Here is a 21,047-nt window from a genome sequence, read left to right as displayed (position 1 = left end):
GGTTGGCTGAACGATTGGAGATACACCATACGCCGAAGCATGGCAGCTGGTTGAACATGGCCGAAATCGAGTTGAATGTATTGAGCAGGCAATGCCTCAACCGACGAATCGAAAGCCTTGCTAAGCTGCAACGCGAAGTCTATGTGTGGGAAAATAAGCGGAATAAGAATCCGACACCGATTCATTGGCTATTCAACAAGGAAAAAGCCAGAGTCAAACTGGTGTCTTTGTACCCGGATTTAAGCAAATGACCGATTGTTGTATATATGGAAGAGACTATACACTAGCCTCCCCTGCGAAGGCTCTTTTTGTCCTAGCAGGAATCGACTATAAGGGAAGCCGTTCTAGAAGGAGACTACAAAGTGGTGGAGGGGTTCTTTAAGGTAGCCCGCTAGAGAGATTTCATCACAACCTATTCGAGTATAATGACAGGTTTTTATGAGCCACGAACAACAAACCACAAATCAATATTTTTTCACGAGCCGAGGGTTACTTAAGGCGATGTCGTTATTCTAAGGTTGTCGCCGCAGAGCAGTATCTGAGTCCGAAACGAACAGCGGATGGCGGCCGTCAGGCTCCAAACTCGATGAAAGAAAAAAAGGAGGAGTGTCAGACCTTTTTTTGTGTCAATGACACAGCATTGTGTCAAAATGGAACAAATGATATATAATATTCAATTTCATAATGCGCAAATAATGTGATAAAATGTATATACAACTGCAATAAAATATATGGCACGATAATTTCATGTATATTTTTGTTCATTTTTTATGCTATAAAAAAGAAAAGGGGTTTTTATGAATAAAATATATAAAGTTATTTGGAATCGTGCCAAGCAGTGCTATGTTGTTGTGTCAGAATTAGCACATTCTCAAAGGAAGACGAAATATGAAAAGAAATCTTTATCCTGTTCGCTGGCAACTGCTGTAGCAGTGTTTTTACTTACTGGTGGAGGACAATTTTTAACTGTTCAAGCAGCGGATACGCAAATCAACGATAGTGAGTACTATACGAATGGATCTGATTTACATACAAAGAACAGTCAAACTACCAATCAGACCGTTACGGACCCCCATCATGCTATTGCTGTAGGAGATAGCACGGTGGCAACAGGAACGAATGCTATTGCTGCGGGTACACATAATACAGCGTCGGGTAATTCGTCCATCGCTTTCGGTGGGACGTATCTCCCGCAAACTGTCCGTAAACATGGTACGGCCTGTTATGTTTATCAGATTGGAGATAATACGTATTATAAGTACGGAAATGCTTACTTTAGTACAACAGACGATACGCAATTTACTGGAGATACGTCAACGGCTGTTGCTGTTATGGTCAATGGTGGGAATACGGCCAGTGGGGCGGCTTCAGTGGCCTTTGGTGAAAATACGCAGGCTATTGGGAAGGGCTCTGTAGCATTTGGCATGGGGACGCAGGCTGGAGATGGTAATGGGGGGCAGAACTCGGTTGCATTTGGCAATTACACAAAAGCGCTGGGCGGCCGTTCCGTTGCTTTTGGTGAATATACGGTGGCGAAATACAATGACTCTGTCGCTTTTGGCGACGACACTCGCGCTTCTTCCACTGGCGCTACGGCATTTGGCAACCGTACCCGCGCTCTGGCGCAGTATTCTACGGCTTGGGGTAATGCTACCGTCGCAGCTGATGAAGAATCCACGGCCTGGGGTACCGACACCATCGCCGGTGCTAAACTTGACGACAACGGTGCTGTGACCAATATCTATACCTACAAGAACAACCCGGACGATAAAACCGAGCAACCGAAGACTGCAACGGAAAAAATGGATGTCCATGGCAATCTGGCTTATATCCAGAACGGCAGTACAGTCGGTGTCAAGCAGATGGATATTGGCGGTAATACCGAAAAGCACGATTACGTGGTACTGGACGGCCAAGACGGCAATACCTATGTCCGTGACTATCAGGGCAGTCTCTGGCGAGTGAAGGTCAGCGCTGATGGCAAGACGGCTACCGTCGACACGACAGTCGGCACGAATGGCAAAGTATACAACAATAGTGCCAAAGCTGGAACAGTCGGTTCCCTAGCCAAGACAACAATCAATGGAGTGGAAGTCGCCATCACGCCGGACAGTGTGCTGAAAAAAGCTCATGAAGGCAGTAACGGCTATAACATTGACGGCTATAAAGATGCCACGGCCTTTGGCTACTCGACCGAAGCCTCCGGCGACTACGCCACAGCCTTTGGCAACGACACCAAGGCCCAGGCATCAGCCGCTACGGCTTTTGGCACCACAACGACGGCTTCCGGCGATAATGCCACGGCCTTCGGTCTCAGTACTACAGCCTCCGGCAAGCAGGCAACCGCTTTCGGCAGCTCGTCAACTGCTTCCGGTGACAACGCCACCGCCTTCGGCGAAAGCAGCACAGCTTCCGGCGAAGCGGCCACGGCCTTTGGCATCAGTTCCACCGCTTCGGGCAAGAACTCCCTCGCCGCACTGGGCGGCACGGTGGACGAAACAGCCACCAACGCCGCTGCCATCGGCAACGGTGCACAGGCAACTCTTGCTAACAGCGTGGCCTTGGGCAGCAACTCCAAGACCACCCGTGCCAAGTACAGTGCTTTGACCGATGCTAAAGAAAAAGCGGCCTATGCGAAGGGCAGCACTTCTACCGGTTCAGCTTGGGAAGCAACGGATAATGCCATTGCCGTAGGCGATGACAGCACCACCACCCGACAGATTACCGGCGTAGCCGCAGGCTCTCTTGATACGGATGTCGTCAACGTGGCTCAGCTCAGAGCTGTCGATGAAAAGCACACGATTGTCACAGTCGGCGGCCAAGCGGTAACGGCAGACAATACACCGGTTACCGGCGGCAACCTCGACTTGAAGCGCACGACTGCCGCCAATGGGCAGGAAACGTATGACTTGTCATTGGATAAAAATGTGACTCTTGGCGAACAGGCTGAGACTAAGGGCGGCAAGCTGACTGTCAACAACGTTGATAAATTCGAGAACTATGATGAAAAGGGAAATCGCTTACCGGATACCACAGTCAAAGAAGCAGTCAAAATCGATGGCAAGACCGTATCGATCGTAAAACACGATGGTTCGGATGCGGACAACGACCAGCGTCAGGTCGTCCTGGGCGTCGATCAGGATGCGGGCGGCTATGTTGCATTGTATGATAACACCGGTAAGAAACCGACTTATATCTACAATGCTATCACGCCAGGTGCTACGTATCTGAAGGATGGAGAATCCTATACTGCTGGCAATGCTAAGGAATACGGTCGCCTGGAATATGGTGACTATCATCAGGGGACAATTCAGTTCATCGCAACCTTGGACGACGGCCAGAAATATGCCGGCGACAACTACAAGGTCGCTGAGACTGAAACGAAAACCGTTGATGGCAAAACCACCACGGTTATCAAGACAGACGAGCAGAACGTCCTCCTTAAGAAACTCAACGAGCGCTTGGATATCAAGGGCGGCGCAACTGGTGCTCTGACGGAAAACAACATCGGCGTTAATGTTAAGGACGGTGTAATGAAAGTCCAGCTTGCTCAGAACATCGACTTAGGCGGTAGCGGCTCTGTCAAGATGGGCAATACCACCATCAATAATGGCGGCGTGACCATTACTCCTACAGGCGTAACAGACGACAACAAAATGATTTCTCTGACGGACAAGGGCCTCAGCAATGGCGGCAAGCAGATTACCCATGTTGACAGCGGTTTGAAAGATGCTAAAGGCAACCCGGTAGATTTGGCTACAGCCAGTGGAGATGTACTGAACAATGCAGTCAATGTAGGTGATCTGCAGAAAGTTTCTTCTGCCCATACGGCTGTTACCGTCAATGGCAGCGTGGACGCTCCTGCCGCCGGTGCTGATGGAAATCTTGGGGAGTATACGGATAAAGAAAAAGGTAACCTGCGCTTGGCACAGAAGAAAAATACTAAAACCGGCCAGATTACCTATGATTTGAAACTCAATGATAACATCATTCTTGGCAAGGATACCTCTGACGGCAAAGACGGCCAGGAAGGCACCATTGGCCTCACCGGTAAAGATGGCGTACCAGGCGCTGACGGCAAACAGGGATACAGCACCACCATCATCAAGACGGAAAAAGGACAGCCGGGTGCGAATGGTAAGAATGGCAAACCCGGTGTGGATGGCACAGATATTACCCGCATTGTCTATCAGAATGGTAAAGACGGCGAAGTCGGCACTACGACCCATACGGTGGCTACGCTCGATGACGGTCTGAAGTTCATTGGTGACAAAACTGATGATACGGCGATTGCAAAAAAGCTTGGTGAAATCTTGACGATTAAAGGCGACGGTACCTATGATGCAGCCACCAAAACCAATACGGGCAATATCCAGACTTCTGTTGATAACGGGGCAATCAAGGTCGCTCTGAATAAAGATATCAACTTGAAACAGAAGGGTTCCTTGACTGTCGGCGGCAACACGCAGGATGGCTCCACAACGGTACAAGACCCGATTATCATCAAGCACTTTGCCGCTGGTGATTTGACGGTTACAGGAAAAGATAAGAACGGTAACACGCCTCAGTCCAAAGCTGGCGATTACGTCACCGGCCTTGACAACAAGGATTGGGATGTCGATTATCCAACCTATGTCAGCGGCCGCGCGGCTACAGAAGACCAGCTCAAGAAAATCAGCGATATCATTAAGTCAAACGCCGAAACAGCAGCTGGTCAGCATACCGAAATTACTGTTAATGATAAGAAGACACCTACAATTGTTACTTCAGATAAAGTGGGTACAACTGATTACGGTGATTATGTCGGTGGAAATGACAATCTGTTGATTGCTGCTAAAAAAGATTCAATGAGTAATAAGATGACCTACAACATCAAACTCAACGACCAGCTGGCTATTGGCCAGAAGGGCGAGCCGGGTGTGGCTGGCAAAGACGGCAAGGACGGCAAAGTCACGGTGGAAACAAGCAAAGACACCACCGTTGTCATCGGCCATGACGGTGAACCGGGCAAGGATGGCAAAGACGGTATTTCCGTGAAAGGCAAAGACGGCAAGGATGGTGTCACTATCAGTGCTGTGAATGGCAAGGATGGCAGCGAAGGCCATATCGGCCTCACCGGCCCGAAGGGTGCTGACGGCAAGAACGCCAATATCGATATTTCCACGGTTCTTGGCAAGGCTACGCTTGACCGCGACCAGAATGAAGTCAAGGATAAAGACGATAGCACCAAAGACCAGGCAGCCCGCATCCAGTATCAGACCACGGTCACGACAGAAGATGGCACGCAAAAGACTATCACACATGAAGTGGCTACCATGGATGACGGTCTGAAAATTGGTGCCAATGCCGCGTCTAAGGAAAAATCTGCTAATCCTGTCAATAATAAGCTGAACAGTATCCTGAATATTAAGGGGGAAGATGCAAAAACTGGCCATACTTATACCGGCGACAATCTGACCACGATAGTGGAACAGGATGCAAATGGAAACACGACGGTCAAGGTCCTCATGGATAAGGACATCACTGGTAATAGTGTTACTGTCGGAAAAGATGACAAAGATGGACAGGAAGGTTCTATCGGCATTGCTGGTAAGAACGGCATTAATGGTGAGGATGGCAAGCAGGGTATCACGACAACCATCATCAAGACTGAAAAAGGTCAGAATGGTAAAGATGGCGAAGTCGGGAAGCAGGGCGCTCCTGGCATCGATGGCAAAGATATTACCCGTATTGTCTATCAGAATGACCAAAATAATAATGATCAGAACGAGGATGGCAAACATGTCGTCGCTACTCTCGATGATGGCTTGAAATTTGTCGGGGATGATAGTACGGCTACGCCGGTTGCCAAGAAGCTCAACGAAACCTTACAGATTCGCGGCGATGGTACCTATGATGCGACCACCAAGAAGAGCGATGGCAATATCCAGACTTCTGTTGAAGATGGGACAATCAAGGTTGCGCTGAATAAAGATATCAATTTGAAGCAGGATGGGTCCTTAACTGTCGGCGGTGAACAGAAAGATAGTTCTACAACAAGTGATGATCCGATTGTCATCAAGCATTTTGACGACCAGACGCTCAATGTGATTACCGGCGTTGACAAGGATGGCAAGCCGATTCCGGCCAATAAGAAGGCTGCGGCTGGCGACTATGTTACAGGTCTTGATAATAAGGACTGGAATATCGACAATCCGGAATATGTCAGTGGCCGGGCAGCTACAGAAGACCAGCTCAAGAAAATCAGCGATGCAGTCAACAACGCTGCAACTAAGGCTGGCCAGCATACGGTTGTTACGGTCAACGATAAGGACAGCAGTGAAACAATAGCTGCTGTCGGTAAAAATGGCCAATACGGCGAGTATTCAAAGGTTGATCAGGGTAACCTGCTCATTGCTGCCAAAGATGAAAATGGACAGACGACCTACAACATCAAGCTCAACGACCAGCTGACCATTGGCCAGAAGGGCGAGCCGGGTGTGGCTGGCAAAGATGGTAAAGACGGCAAAATCACTGTCGAAACCAAAGGCGGCACGACTGTCGTCATCGGCCATGATGGCAAGGATGGTGAAGACGGCAAAGACGGTCTCTTCGTCACCGGCAAGGATGGGAAAGACGGCAAGTCCGGTGTTTCCATCATCGGTCCGGATGGGAAGGACGGCAAAGATGGTGTCGATGGCAAAGTCGGTATTGCTGGCAAAGACGGCAAGGATGCTGTCTCCCTTGCTGGCAAGGACGGTGTCGGCCATATCGGTTTGACTGGGCCGAAAGGAGAAAAGGGTGCTGACGGGACGCCGGGTAGAGATGGCGCATCTATCGACATTTCGACGGACTATGGTACGAAGACCCTCGACTCGACCAAAAATGTAACGGTTGACAATAAAGAACAGTCCAGCCGTATCATCTACAATGATACCAAGGGTTCGCATGAAGTCGCTACCATGGATGACGGCCTGAAGTTCGTCGGTAACGACGGTAAGGAAGTCACGAAAAAACTCAATTCGACACTGTCACTTACAGGTGGTTTGGACAAGGATGCCGTAGCCAAGGCTTCTTCCAAGAACTTGGGAGTCCGTCAGAATGCAACCAAAGACGGACTGGAAATCGTCATGACCGATACGCCGGACTTCACGAAAGTCACGGTGGGTGGTGACAAGAAGATTACCATCGGCGGACAGCCCAATTCCGATACCAAGAATCCGGCCAACGGCAACTACATCGCCGGTCTGGACAACACCAAGTGGGATAAGGACCATGTGACGGAAAACCGTGCCGCTACAGAAGGTCAGCTCCGCGATATTGCCGGTTCCATCACCAATCAGAACCAGGGCGGTGGTTTTGCTCTGACGTCTGATGAAAAAGGTGCTGACAAGATTGTCAAGCAGGACTTGGGCAAGGCAATTCAGGTTAAAGGTGACACGACCTACAAGGCGGATGGTTCCGTAGAAAAAGCTGGAAACATCAAAACTTCCATAGATAACGGAGCCATCAAGGTGGAACTGAACAAGAATGTAGACTTGACCCAAGAAGGCAGCATCAAGGCCGGTGAAACGACCATCGATAAAAATGGTGTAGATACCAACAAAATCACTATCAAAGATTCGACTATCAGCATCAGTAAAGATGGCATCAATGGCGGCAACAAGCAAATTACAGATGTTGCCAGCGGCGCTACTGAAATCATCAAGGGGGCTGACGGTAAGGATGTCTATAAGTATGACAAAGAGACCAATGCTGCCAATATCGGTGATGTGAAGCGGATTGCAGGTGATATGAAAACTGAAGTCAACAATAATATTTCTAATGTGAATACCAAGGTTGATCAGATTGGCCAGCATGTCGATAACATCCAAAACGATGTCACACAGCTCCAGCAAGATGTCAAGGCAGATCGTACCTATCAGGGCGACGATGGAGCCGCTAAGAAAGTCAATGTTAAATTTGGCAGCTTCCTGAGCCTGACAGGCGGTGCAAAAGTGGCTGACTTGACGGAAGAAGGTAATATCGGTGTTGTTCAGAAAGAAATTGATGATCCGGATAACGAAGGTAAAAAAATCACAGGTCTTTCCGTCCGTCTGGCAAAACGCCTGAATCTGGAAAAGACGACATACACGTCGAATGAAAAAGGTCAGACTTATACGTCTGAAATCGACGGCAAGGGCCTCACCATCAAGACGGGCGATGCCAATCGGACTATTACCGTTCAGGACGGCAACGTCAATATGGGCGGCAACAAGATTGAAAGCGTCGCACCGGGTAAGGTTGCGCCGGATTCGGCAGATGCCGTCAACGGCAGCCAGCTCTTTGCAACGAATCAGACGGTGGCCAACCTCGGCGGTGCTGTTAACAAGCTGGGTACCCGCGTCAATCGCGTCGGTGCCGGTGCCGCTGCCTTGGCAGCCCTCCATCCGCTGGACTTTGACCCGGATGACAAGTGGGATTTCGCAGCCGGCTATGGCAATTATAAAGACGCCAGTGCCGTAGCTGTCGGCGCTTACTATCGCCCGAACGAAGACACGATGTTTAATATCGGCGGTTCCTTCGGCGGCGGAGAAAATATGGTCAATGCCGGCATCAGCTTCAAGGTCGGCCAGGGTAACCATGTTTCGACGTCCCGCGTCGCCATGGCTAAGGAAATCAAAGACCTGCGCCAGGATGTGGCTAACTTGAATGCCATCGTCAATCGCCAGAGTGCCCTCATTGACAAGCTGACAGGCACCCATGCCGGTACGGTCTCGGATACAGGAAATGATTTGTTCCCCGATGTTCCGGCCAACCACTGGGCTTATGAATACGTCACCAAGCTGAAACAGGCCGGTATCCTGACAGGCTATCCCGATGGGAACTTCGATGGCGACCGCATGATGACGCGTTATGAATTCGCGGCCATCGTGTACCGGGCCATTATGGCCGGTGCCGCTTCCAACCCGGCTTTGAGCCAGGACGGCACGCTGGATAAATTAGCCAAGGAATTTTCACCGGAAATGAAACACATCCGCATCGACACGATTGCCAAGGATAAGGATGGTAAGCCGACCATCGAACGAGTCCGCGTCATTCCTGATGCACAATCGTAAAGGAGGGGGAGTATCATTGCACAGATAGGTTTGTCTTTTCGAATCGATTCAGACCTCAAAAAAGAATTTGAAGCGTTTTGCGATGCGGCTGGTATCAGCATGACCGCGGCCATCCACTTGTTCATCAAGACCACGGTCCGGGAACAGCGGATTCCCTTTGAAATAAGGGCATCGAGTAGAAAAATAGAATCGAGAAAGTAAGAAAAAGGCGCTGTCACATGAAGACAGCGCCTTTTTACGTTGATCGTAGTTCGTTCATCGTTTGTCGAGTTTGGGGCCTAACAGCCCGCAGACCGCAGTTCGCAGGCCGCCTCGGACTCAACTTTGTGGCAATAAACTCAGCCTAACAACATCGCCTCGAGTAACCCTCGGCTCGTGAAAAGCCTGCCATTATACTCGGACAGGCTATGGTTAAACCTCACAGCGGGACGCCCGCCGCTACTGTCCGTTCGGGCAACCGCCTTGTACCTCCCGATGGTCGGGCTAGAAAGGCTTTGGGCGTCCCCTACACACAAAGGGCCGTTGTCCGTGTATTTTTTGCAGTTTGTGGCCTCGTTCATTCCCGTTGTCTGTATGCGATATCGTAGGGGAACGCCTGTTAAGGCGTCCCATCGTGAATTCTGTGCACAGCCGGAGTTCATGGCGGGTAGCTCACGGTCGTAATATAATCATGAGTATATTGCGGCGCAGCCGCATCTGAGTCCGATAACGACAAAACGATGAACGGGGCGTCAGCCCCTAAAAAGGCCTTCACAGGAAAGGCCTATATATGGTATTATATACGGTAGACTTTAAATTATGATTTTGGTAAAAACGGAGAGAATACATGGATTTTCAGAGCAATAAATTTTATCATATTATTTCTTATGGCTGTCAGGCCAATATGTCTGACAGTGAACATTATGCCGGCCAGTTAGAAGAGTTAGGCTATCACAACACGGAAGATTTGGATACGGCTGATGTCATCCTCATCAATACCTGCTGTGTCCGCGAGACGGCAGAGGAGAAGACGCTGGGGAAAATCGGCGAACTTAAGCACTTGAAGAAGCAGAATCCTGATTTAATCATTGCCGTTACGGGCTGCATGGCGCAGGAATGGCAGGATAAGCTCTTCAAACGGGCCCCGCATATCGATTTGGTCATCGGTACGCATAATATCCACAAGCTCATCGAGCTCATCAAGGAACGCTGCAGTAAAGCGGATCATTATATGGCTGCCGATATGACCCTGCCGGCTTTCCATGATATGCCGGTCAAGCGGTTCCAGAAATTCTTTGCCTGGATTCCCATTATGAATGGCTGCAATAAGTTCTGCACCTACTGCATCGTGCCTTATGTCCGGGGCCGCGAAGTGAGCCGTCCCATCGATGCGATTGTCGAAGAAATCAAGAAGGTCGCTGCGGAAGGGTATAAGGAAATTACCCTTCTTGGCCAGAATGTCAATTCCTATGGCCTGGACCTCAAGGATGGTACAGACTTTTCCAAGCTCGTTGCTGCTGTTGATGATATCGACGGCATCGAACGGGTCCGTTACATGACCAGCCATCCCAAGGATATGACCTTTGCCATGATTGATGCCATTGCCGACAGCAAAAAGGTTGTCAACCACATGCATCTGCCTATCCAGTGTGGCTCTGATGAACTCTTGAAAAAGATGAACCGCGGCTACACGGTGGAACATTACCTGGAACTCGTCGATTATGCCCGCAAGCGCATACCGGACCTGGTCTTGACGACAGACATCATCGTCGGCTTCCCCGGGGAAACAGAAGCCATGTTTGAAGATACGCTGAACCTGATTAAGCGCGTCCAGTACGATATGGCCTATACGTTCATTTATTCGCCGCGGACGGGGACTCCGGCTGCTAAGATGGAAAACCAGATTCCCCAGGAAGAAAAGAGCCGCCGGTTGCAGCGGTTGATGGATGTACAGAATGTATATAGTTTAGCGAAAAATAAAGAGATGGAAGACCACGTCTATGATGTCATCGTCGAAGGACCGACCAAGAACGATGTCAATCACTGGTTCGGCCGGACGACGGGCAACAAGATGATCATTTGGGAAAATGACAATTCCGTCGCTATCGGCGATACCGTTCCGGTCCAGGTCGACAAGGGCCAGACGTGGGTCCTCAAAGGTCACTTAGTTCACTAAAGGAAGGTGAGACTTTGGCAGGAAAAAAATTAACGCCTATGATGCAGCAGTACATGGAGGTCAAGGAGCAGTGCCAGGATAAAATCCTGTTTTTCCGCCTCGGCGATTTCTATGAAATGTTTTTTGACGATGCCCTGACGGCGTCGCGTGAACTCGACCTGACCCTGACCGGCCGGGCCGGTGGCAATAAAGAGAAGGTTCCCATGTGCGGCGTACCGTTCCATTCGGCAGATACTTATATCGAACGGCTGGTTCACAAGGGCTATAAAGTCGCTATCTGCGAACAGATGGAAGACCCGAAATTGGCGAAAGGCCTTGTCAAGCGCAAAATCATCAAGGTCATTACGCCGGGGACGATTACCCTGGAGAATGCCGTCGCGTCGAAGAAGAACAATTATATCGGATGCCTGACGGAAAGCGATGCCATCATTTCCATCGCCCTCATCGATGTTACGACGGGCGAATGCCTGTGGGCAGATTGTGCAGCGTCGGTCATGGAAGACAGCTTATTTGATATCCTGGCTGTTTATGAACCGAGCGAACTGATTTACGCCAACATGGGGAAGGATATGGACGTCGTCCGTGAATATCTGCGCAGTCATCTGGCTCAATGTACCGTCACGGAATTTCCTGCTGATGACCAGGTCGATTATCGGGAACAGGCCCGGTCGTATTTCCCGCCGGAAGATTTTGCGGCTGCCTCGGCAGCCAGCGAATGTATTGGCATGCTCCTGGCTTACGTCAGCGACGTCATGCAGTCCGATATTTCCCACATCAATTCGCTGGAACATATCGACAACGAACGGCGCCTGGTCGTCGATGCCGCCAGCCTGCGTCATCTGGAAATCACCCAGAACGTCCGCGATGGCGGCCGGCGGGGGACCCTGCTCGATGTCCTGGACAAGACCAAGACGGCTATGGGTGGGCGGCTCCTGCGCAAGTGGCTGGAAGCGCCGCTTATCCGCATTGCCGATATTATCCGCCGGCAAGATGCCGTGGAAGACTTCGTTCTCCATGAAATCATGCGCCAGGATACGGCCGATGTGCTGGACCGGATTTACGATTTTGAACGCATCCTGACCCGTATCGAAACGGGGACGGTCAGCCCGAAGGACCTGGTGGCCCTGCGGGAATCGCTGGCCGTGATCCCGCAGCTGAAACAGGTCCTGTCCGGCGCCAGTGCGGACCTGCTGCACAGCCTGAATGACCGTTTGCAGACCCATGATGAAGTCTATGACCTCCTTTGCCGGGGCATTAAAGATGAACCGGGGCTGGTCATCCGCAATGGCGGTGTCATCCGCGACGGTTTTTCGCCGGAACTCGATGAAATCCGTTCCATTGCGGCGAATAGCCACGCCTTTTTACAGGAACTGGAAGAAAAAGAACGGGAAAAGACCGGCATCAAAATGAAAATCGGCTATACCAAGGTCTTTGGCTATTATTTTGAAATTTCCCATGCCAATACCAAGCCTATTCCGGACTATTACGTACGTAAGCAGACCCTGGTCAACGCCGAACGCTACATCACGCCGGAACTGAAGGAATTTGAAGTCAAAGTCCTGACCAGTCAGGAACGGATGCTGGCTTTGGAATATAAGCTCTTTGGCGATATCCGCCGTCAAATTCAGGAACATATCCCGGCCATGCAGGAAACGGCCCGTGCCATTGCCCGCATCGACTGCCTGTACAGCCTAGCCTGCGCGGCTTATGACAACCGCTATGTCCGGCCCAGCCTGAACACGAAGGCGACGATTTCCATCAAAGATGGCCGTCATCCCATCATTGAAAAGTATTTGAAAGATGAATTGTTCGTGCCGAATGACGTTACCTTGAATCATGAAGACCACGAGATTTTGGTCATCACCGGGCCGAATATGGCTGGCAAGTCGACCTATATGCGTCAGATTGCGGTCCTGGTCCTCATGGCGCAGGCCGGTTCCTTCATTCCGGCCAAGGAAGCGTCTATCTGCCCGGTCGACCGCATCTTTACCCGTATCGGAGCCAGCGACGATATCCTGACCGGCCAGAGTACGTTCATGATGGAAATGAAGGAAGTCTCGTATATCCTGAAGCACGCTACCAGCCGCAGCCTGCTCATCCTCGATGAAATCGGCCGCGGGACGAGCACTTTCGACGGCATGTCCATCGCCAGGGCCGTCATTGAATACTGCCTGAAGCACATCCATGCGTTGACATTGTTTGCGACCCATTACCATGAGCTGATTGCCATGGCCGATGATTCGCCGAAAATCAAAAATTATACCGTCGCCGTCAAGGAACGGGGCAAGAACATCAAGTTCCTGCGGCGCATCATTCCCGGCGGGGCCGACCGCAGCTACGGCTTGCACGTCGCGCGCCTGGCCGGGCTGCCGGAAAGCCTGCTCAAGCGGGCCGACGTCATCCTGGAAGACCTGGAAAAGAACGGCGGGACACCGGTACCGGCTAAAGCGGCAGCTGCACCTGCGGCTTCGCCCATGGGGGACAGCCTCTTTTCCAGTCCCGTCATCGACAAGCTGCTCAGTATTGATGTCAGCAGTATGACGCCGATTGAAGCAATTTCTTTCTTATATAATCTGCAAAAAGAGGCTAAAGAGGGAAGTGGTATCCAGTGAGTTCGATTATTCATGTATTAGATGAAGCGACGCGCAATAAAATTGCAGCCGGTGAAGTCGTCGAACGGCCGGCTTCGTGCATCAAGGAACTCGTAGAAAATGCAATCGACGCCGGCGCCCATGCCATCGAAGTGGAAATCGCCGACGGCGGCCAGTCCTATATGCGGGTTACTGATGACGGCTGCGGCATGAGCCCGGAAGACGCTCATAAGTGCATCATCCGCCACGGTACGAGCAAAATCAGTTCTGTCGAAGATATTTTCGCCATTACGTCCCTGGGGTTCCGCGGAGAAGCCGTGCCCAGTATCGCCGCCGTATCGCACATGCAGATTACGACGCGCCAGGCCAGTGATGATTTCGCTACGCATCTCATCCTCGATGGGGGCGAAATCACGGCAGAAGACCAGGCCGGGGCTCCTGTGGGGACTACGATGGAAGTCAGCGACCTCTTCTACAATACGCCGGCGCGGCGCAAATTCCTCAAGAGCGAACGGACGGAAAGTTCAAAGATTTCAGAAATAGTGACCAAATTGGCCCTGGCCAATCCGGCCATCGCCTTTACGTTTACCAACAATGGCCGGACGACGATGAAGACTGGGGGAACGGGGGACTTGCGGGAAACGATTGCCAATATTTATGGGGCTAACGTCGCCCGCGATATCTTCGCCATTACTGCCGACCAGGACGGCATCAGCCTGGAAGGATACGTCGGCAAACCATCGGTCTTGAAGAGCAATCGTAACTGGCAGACCTGCATCGTCAATCATCGTATTGTCCACAATCCCTTGATGTTCAAGGCCATTGACAATGCCTATCACGCCATGCTGCCGAAATCGGGCTATCCCTTCGCCATGCTCCACCTCCACGTCGACCCGGCGACGATCGACGTCAACGTTCATCCGGCTAAGACGGAAATTAAATTTTCTGACGAACAAGCCGTCTACCGGGCTATTTATCACAGCATCGTCGCCGCCCTGGTGGCCCAGGAAAAGCCGGAAGCCATCGCCAAGACAATCGGTACCGTAGGGGCTGTTCCACAGCCGGAAGCCCATGTAGGGGCGCCCACGTGGGGCGCCCGCTCGCAGGAAAGTGGCCAAGCAACCTCCGTAGGGGCCGTCCCAGAGGGCGCCCCGCAGCAGACAGCTCCAGCCAGGCTCTCCGTTTGGGCAGCCGACCCGCAGGAAAAAGCAACCTCCGTAGGGGCCGTCCCAGAGGGCGGCCCGCAAGGGGGAAAAGCAACCTCTCAGTCCGCTGCGCGGACAGCTCCAGCCGGGCTCTCCGTTTGGGCAGCCGGCCCGCAGGAAAAAGCAACCTCTCAGTCCGCTGCGCGGACAGCTCCCCTATTAGGGGAGCCTCCTTCCTTGTTTTCCCAGGCTTTGGCCCAGCATGGCCAGGGCGGGCCGTCGGAAGCGTCGTCGGTCGTATCCGAGGCGTCGGCGCCTAAAATCGTCTTTGACGGCGACGACGATGTATTCATTCCCCTGGGAGAAGTAGCCGATTGCTTCATCATTGCCAAGAAAGGCCAGGATTTATATATTGTTGACCAACATGCCGCCCATGAACGGATCCGTTATGATACGTTCTGCAAGCGCGTCGAACGGATGCCCAGTCAGCAGCTGCTGACGCCGGAGTTCGTCGAAGTCGATAGCGATGACATGACGCTCTTGCTGGAACGGCAGGATGTCTTCAACGACCTGGGCTATACTTATTCCGAAGCCGGGCCGACGACGCTGCGCGTCGAAGAAGTGCCCTGCGATTTGCAGACCAGCGATATTGCCGATTCGTTAAAGGATATCTGCCTGCTCCTGCACGACCAGAAGGAACCGGATAAAGCCATGGTCCGCCATCGTTCACTGGCCTATCTGTCCTGCCACGGTGCCGTCAAGGCCGGGGACAGCCTCAATATCCGCCAGATGAAGCAGCTCCTGGATGATTTGTTCCACACGGAAAAACCCTATGTCTGCCCTCATGGCCGGCCGACGATCATCCGCTTTACGCCCAAAGAATTAGCTCACTTATTTAAACGGACATGACTCATATGATTTACGTCGTGCCTTCACTGAAGGCCAAAGAAAAATTACAACAGGAAGGGAAGGCCTGGGCCGAAAGCCAGGGCTTTGCCTATGTGCCGCGGGGAAAGCGGACCATACAGGATTTGATGGATGAATACGGCGAGGACTTCCTCGTCTATTCATCGCGGGGGCCTCAGATAGACCGCCCGGAAGGCAGCCACTTCTTCAGCCTCAACATGGCCGAACTGCGCATCCAGAACCTGCGGAAAGGCCAGCGCGACCATCTGCTGGAAGCGTTGATGGGGGTAAAGGAGCAAGGCCTGCAACCAGCGGCGGTGCAGCTGCCGATTTCCGTTCTCGATTGTACCTGCGGGTTTGGCGCCGATGCGGCAGTGGCTTCTTTTGGACTGCCTGCCGGATCCCGTGTCGATGCCCTGGAAGTATCGCCTTTGCTGGAAGCCGTCACGGCCTGGGGCTTTTCCCATTTTGTCCACAAGAAAGACGACGTCATGGCCGCGTTGCGCCGTATTTCCCTGCGCTGTGGTGACTATCGCGACTATCTGTTGTCTGATCAGGGACCTTCATACGATGTCCTTTATTTCGACCCCATGTTCCAGCGGCCTGTCGAAGCGAGCTGCCAGTTCCAGCCCGTCCGGGCGATTATGGAACACGGCGGCCTGACACGGGAACTCATCGAACGGGCTCTGCAGAAAGCCCGCCGCCGGGTCGTCATCAAAGAGCGGGATTTTCGGCAGCTCTGCCGCGATTTTCCCGATGTCACGTTATATGGCGGCAAATACAGCCGCATTGGCTATGCCGTATTGGAGTGTGATTCATGGAAAAAGTAATTGCTATCATCGGCCCGACTGCCGTCGGTAAGACCGCCCTCAGCTTTGCCCTGGCCCAACATTACGGGACCGACCTCGTTTCCGGGGATGCCTATCAGATTTACCGTCATATGGATATCGGTACGGCCAAGCCGACAGCAGATGAACTGGCCCGTTACCATCATTACCTCATCAATATTGCCGAACCGGACGAACCTTATTCGGCAGCCCGTTTTTGCGATATGGCGGAAAAAGCCATTACTGAAGTCAACGGAAAGAGGAAAGTCCCCATTCTCGTCGGAGGGACGGGCCTCTACGTCCAGTCCCTCCTGGAAGGCTATGATTTCCAGACGGCCCGCATGACCGAAGCCGACAAGGAAGCGGCTCAGGCGCGGATTGCCTCTCTCGATGAAGCGGCGTTGAAGGCCTATATCGAGAAGGGAACGGACTGGCAGCCGCCGGACTGGCATGAACTGCTGGCGAACACACACCGCCTGACCCGCCTGGTCAGCGCCATCGAACAGGGCGAAGGGAAGGCTTTCGTCCGGGCCGGCAAGGCTCGGGATTTGGTCTATGACGCTTACGTCATCGGCCTGCGCCTGCCGCGGGATGTCTTGTATGCGCGCATCGAAGAGCGCGTCGACGCCATGATAGCTGCCGGCTGGGTCGATGAAGTGCGGCGCCTGCTGGATCGGGGCATCCCGACGGATTGCCAGGCCATGAAGGCCATCGGCTATCAGGAACTGGCTTTATATCTCCAGCATCAGATGCCCCTGGAGGACGCCATAGCCCGCATCAAGACCCGGACGCGGCGCTTTGCCAAACGCCAGCTCACGTGGTTCAAACGCATGCCCTACATCCACTGGTACGACAAGGACCAGTACGATGGAGAAGCGGCCTTGATACAAGCCGTACTGGGGGATTTGCCTTTCCCATGACGTGGGAATGGCGCAGGCGGCAGGCCGCAAGTAGAAAAGCAACCTCTCAGTCAGCAGAGCTGACAGCTCTCCTATGAGGAGAGCCGAAAGCCTCCCCTGATAGGGGAGGTGCCGTAAGGCGGAGAGGTTTTCTTCAGCGACCTGGGAACTGCGAAACAGTGGGCTGTAAGGAGAAAAGCAACCTCCGTAGGGGCTGTCCCAGAGGGCGGCCCGCAGCTGACAGCTCTCCTATGAGGAGAGCCGAAAGCCTCCCCTGATAGGGGAGGTGCCGTAAGGCGGAGAAGTTTCCTTCAGCGGCCTGGGAACTGCGAAACAGCGGACTGTAAGGAAAAGCAACCTCCGTAGGGGGTCCCGGAGGGCGGCCCGCAGCAGACAGCTCTCCTATGAGGAGAGCCAAAAGCCTCCCCTGATAGGGGAGGTGCCGTAAGGCGGAGAGGTTTCCTTCAGCGACCTGGGAACTGTGAAACAGCGGGCTGTAAGGAGAAAAGCAACCTCTCAGTCAGCAGAGCTGACAGCTCTCCTATGAGGAGAGCCACTAACCCCTAGCCCCTAGCCCCTAGCCCCTAGCTCCTAGCCACTAACCCCTAACCCCTAACACCTAACACCTAACTACATATTCACTATAGAAAGGAATCATGACATTGTCTCTGGATTTAGAAAATTTACGAAAAGAAGCGCTGGCTGAATGTGCAGACCAGTTTGAACGCATTGATACCATTTGTCTCCATAATACGGCGAAAGTCCTGGCAGCTTATAAAGAAGCCCAGATTTCTTCGTATCAATTTGCCGGTACCTCCGGCTATGGCTACAGCGATATGGGCCGGGAAAAGCTCGATGAAGTTTTTGCCCGCGTCTTCAAGGCCGAAAAGGCCCTGGTCCGGCCTCATTTTGTATCGGGGACCCATGCGCTGGCGACGGTCCTGCTGGCTCTCCTGCAGACAGGCGACCTCATGATGAGCCTCGTCGGGGCTCCCTATGATACGATGCAGGGTGTCATCGGCTATGCCCATGAAACGCCCCATTCCTTGAAGGAAAAAGGCGTCCGCTATGAAGAAGTCCCCTTGAAGGACAATGCCTATGATTTGGCTGGTATTGAAGCCGCCGTGGCCGAAAAGCAGCCGAAACTGGTCCTCATCCAGCGTTCCCGCGGTTACAGCACGCGGGCATCCCTGACGATTGATGATATCCGTTCTATTATTTCCGTCGTCAAGAAAGTCAGTCCCAAAACGATTTGCTTCGTCGATAACTGTTATGGCGAATTTGCTGCCGAAGAAGAACCGATTGAAGCCGGTGCCGACATCATCGCCGGTTCGCTCATCAAGAATCCCGGCGGCGGCATCGCTCCTACAGGCGGCTATATTGCCGGTAAGGAAGAACTGGTCCACGCCGCAGCCGATTACCTGACAGCTCCGGGCCTGGGCGACGAACTCGGCTCTTATGCGGCCGGTTACCGCCTCTTTTTCCAGGGCTTCTTCATGGCACCCCACGTCACGGCGCAGGCCATTAAAGGCGCTGTCTTTGCAGCCGCTGTCTTTGAAAAGATGGGCTTCAAAGTATCGCCGGCTGTCCAGGACCCGCGGGTCGATTTGATTCAGACCATCTACCTGGAAAATGAACAGAATATGTGCCTCTTCTGCCAGGGCATCCAGTCCTTCTCGCCTGTCGATGCCCACGTCACGCCCATTCCCGACGATATGCCGGGCTATGCCGATAAGATCATCATGGCTGCCGGTGATTTCGTCCAGGGTTCGTCTATCGAATTGTCGGCCGACGGCCCAATCCGCGACCCGTACATGATTTATCTCCAAGGCGGCATCGTCTTTGAACACAATGTACTGGCCATCCTCAGTGCAGCCCAGTACATTGCCGAACACCGGGAAGGAGCCGCTCATGATTAAGGAAGTCCTCGTCGTCGAAGGCCGGTCTGATGTTGCCCGCATCCGGGCCAGTCATATCGACGTCGATATGATTACGACGGATGGCTTCAATTTGAAGCCCCATACGCTGGAACAGATCCGCTGTGCTTATGAAAAGCGGGGCATCATCATCCTGACCGACCCCGACCGGGCGGGGGAACAGATCCGTAAATTCCTGACCGACCGCTTCCCCAAGGCCAAACACGCCTTCATTCCCCGGAAAGATGCCATTGCCAACAACGACCTGGGCGTCGAACAGGCTTCGCCGGAAGCTATCCGCCTGGCCTTATCTAAGGTCCGCTGTGCAACGTACGAGCCGCAGGATACGTTTTCGATGCAGGATATCACGGCAGCCGGGCTCAATGGGACGCCGGATGCGGCCGACCGGCGGGCTGAAGTCGGTGCCATCCTGGGTATCGGTTACGGCAATGCCAAACAGTTTTTGAAACGATTGAATCATTATGGCGTCACCCGTGACGAATGGGACGCTGCACTCCGTCAGATTTGCGAGGTGAAATAGGTGAAAGAAGTCGATTTGTCTAATCCCGACGTCGTCCGTTACGTCGTCAAACGCTTTGGCCTGCGCATGAATAAAAAGCTGGGCCAGAATTTCCTCATCCGGCATGCCGTCGTCGACGACATTGCCGATGCCGCTGAACTCGATGAAGGCGATCCGGTCCTGGAAATCGGGCCAGGCATTGGCACCCTGACCCAGGCCCTGGCCGAAACGGGGGCTGATGTCACGGCGGTCGAACTGGACGACCATTTGCTGCCCGTTCTCGATAAGACCCTGGAACACTATGACAATGTGCGCGTCGTCCACGGCGATATCCTGCGCATCGATATCGAAGAAGTCATGAACCACCAGCCCTTCACGGTCTGCGCCAATCTGCCGTATTATATCACGACGCCGATTATCATGAAGCTCCTGGAACAGAAACTGCCCATCAAGCGCATCGTCGTCATGGTCCAGAAGGAAGTGGCCGAACGCATGGTGGCTGAACCGGGCCATAAGATTTATGGGGCGCTGTCCGTATCGGTCCAGTACTATACCCAGCCGCAGATGCTCTTTGAAATCTCACCGAAATGCTTCATGCCGGCGCCGGAAGTCACATCGGCCGTCGTCGCCATGGATGTCCGCCAGCAGCCGCCTGTCGATCTGATCGATGAAAAGCGCTTCTTCCAGGTCGTCAAAGCCGCCTTCCAGCAGCGCCGCAAGACCTTTGCCAACGCCCTGAAAAATACAGGCATGAGCAAGGAACAGATTGCCCAGGTCCTGGAAAAAACAGGCATCGACGGCAAACGCCGCGGGGAAACCCTGTCCCTCCAGGAATTCGCCGACATCGCCAACGCCTGGAGCGAGTTAATTTAGTGGCTCGTGGTTAGTGGCTCGTGGCTGGTAATTCGTGGCTAGTGGCTAGTGATTCGTGGTTAGTGGCTCGTGGCTGAGCCTCTCCTGATAGGAGAGGTGGCCTGAAAGGCATTTGTAGGGGCTCGCACGTGGCGAGCC

General features: G+C 52.8%; 11 protein-coding genes. All 11 read left to right on the top strand.

Translation table 11 applies throughout. The features are described 5' to 3' along the window. Positions 1-251: transposase (locus ACE418_RS03810; protein WP_416449395.1), on the top strand; the 251-nt coding region annotated here is incomplete at its 5' end. A 546-nt stretch (positions 252-797) separates the two neighbouring features. Then, complete coding sequence (locus tag ACE418_RS03805; protein WP_416449394.1) at positions 798-9,077, top strand: ESPR-type extended signal peptide-containing protein; 8,280 nt, start codon at positions 798-800, stop codon at positions 9,075-9,077. A gap of 30 nt (positions 9,078-9,107) precedes the next feature. Next, positions 9,108-9,278 (top strand): type II toxin-antitoxin system RelB/DinJ family antitoxin, encoded by a 171-nt coding sequence (locus tag ACE418_RS03800; protein ID WP_416449393.1) that lies wholly within the window; start codon positions 9,108-9,110, stop codon positions 9,276-9,278. Between the two features lie 625 nt (positions 9,279-9,903). Next, a complete protein-coding gene (gene miaB, locus ACE418_RS03795) occupies positions 9,904-11,232 on the top strand; it encodes a tRNA (N6-isopentenyl adenosine(37)-C2)-methylthiotransferase MiaB (protein ID WP_416449392.1) in 1,329 nt (442 codons plus the stop codon). A gap of 38 nt (positions 11,233-11,270) precedes the next feature. Further along, positions 11,271-13,844: a DNA mismatch repair protein MutS gene (gene mutS, locus ACE418_RS03790; RefSeq protein ID WP_416449391.1), complete on the top strand. Its 2,574-nt coding sequence runs from the start codon at positions 11,271-11,273 to the stop codon at positions 13,842-13,844. Further along, on the top strand, positions 13,841-15,877 hold the full coding sequence (mutL, locus tag ACE418_RS03785; RefSeq protein ID WP_416449390.1) for a DNA mismatch repair endonuclease MutL: 2,037 nt from the start codon (positions 13,841-13,843) through the stop codon (positions 15,875-15,877). Before mutS ends, mutL begins: the two co-directional genes overlap by 4 nt. 5 nt (positions 15,878-15,882) lie before the next feature. Then, positions 15,883-16,704 (top strand): class I SAM-dependent methyltransferase, encoded by an 822-nt coding sequence (locus ACE418_RS03780; RefSeq protein ID WP_416449389.1) that lies wholly within the window; start codon positions 15,883-15,885, stop codon positions 16,702-16,704. Further along, positions 16,692-17,621: a tRNA (adenosine(37)-N6)-dimethylallyltransferase MiaA gene (gene miaA, locus ACE418_RS03775; protein WP_416449388.1), complete on the top strand. Its 930-nt coding sequence runs from the start codon at positions 16,692-16,694 to the stop codon at positions 17,619-17,621. The genes ACE418_RS03780 and miaA overlap by 13 nt, the downstream gene beginning before the upstream one ends. A gap of 647 nt (positions 17,622-18,268) precedes the next feature. Further along, complete coding sequence (locus tag ACE418_RS03770; protein ID WP_416449397.1) at positions 18,269-19,519, top strand: methionine gamma-lyase family protein; 1,251 nt, start codon at positions 18,269-18,271, stop codon at positions 19,517-19,519. Continuing rightward, a complete protein-coding gene (rnmV, locus tag ACE418_RS03765; RefSeq protein WP_416449387.1) occupies positions 19,512-20,057 on the top strand; it encodes a ribonuclease M5 in 546 nt (181 codons plus the stop codon). Before ACE418_RS03770 ends, rnmV begins: the two co-directional genes overlap by 8 nt. Next, a complete protein-coding gene (gene rsmA / locus ACE418_RS03760) occupies positions 20,058-20,909 on the top strand; it encodes a 16S rRNA (adenine(1518)-N(6)/adenine(1519)-N(6))-dimethyltransferase RsmA (RefSeq protein ID WP_416449386.1) in 852 nt (283 codons plus the stop codon). It abuts the gene before it with no gap. The last annotated feature ends 138 nt before the right edge of the window (positions 20,910-21,047 follow it).

This window comes from Megasphaera jansseni, from assembly GCF_047974155.1.
Classification (GTDB): Bacteria; Bacillota; Negativicutes; order Veillonellales; family Megasphaeraceae; genus Megasphaera.
The sequence above is the reverse complement of the archived record's forward strand: the minus strand, read 5'-3'. Positions and strand labels throughout refer to the sequence as shown.

What these genes read in the sequence shown, in the direction of transcription:
- ACE418_RS03805 (WP_416449394.1), top strand. Translation starts at nt 798, where the DNA reads ATGAATAAAATATATAAAGTTATTTGGAATCGTGCCAAGCAGTGCTAT.
- miaB (WP_416449392.1), top strand. Translation starts at nt 9,904, where the DNA reads ATGGATTTTCAGAGCAATAAATTTTATCATATTATTTCTTATGGCTGT.
- mutS (WP_416449391.1), top strand. Translation starts at nt 11,271, where the DNA reads ATGATGCAGCAGTACATGGAGGTCAAGGAGCAGTGCCAGGATAAAATC.
- ACE418_RS03780 (WP_416449389.1), top strand. Translation starts at nt 15,883, where the DNA reads ATGATTTACGTCGTGCCTTCACTGAAGGCCAAAGAAAAATTACAACAG.
- miaA (WP_416449388.1), top strand. Translation starts at nt 16,692, where the DNA reads ATGGAAAAAGTAATTGCTATCATCGGCCCGACTGCCGTCGGTAAGACC.
- rnmV (WP_416449387.1), top strand. Translation starts at nt 19,512, where the DNA reads ATGATTAAGGAAGTCCTCGTCGTCGAAGGCCGGTCTGATGTTGCCCGC.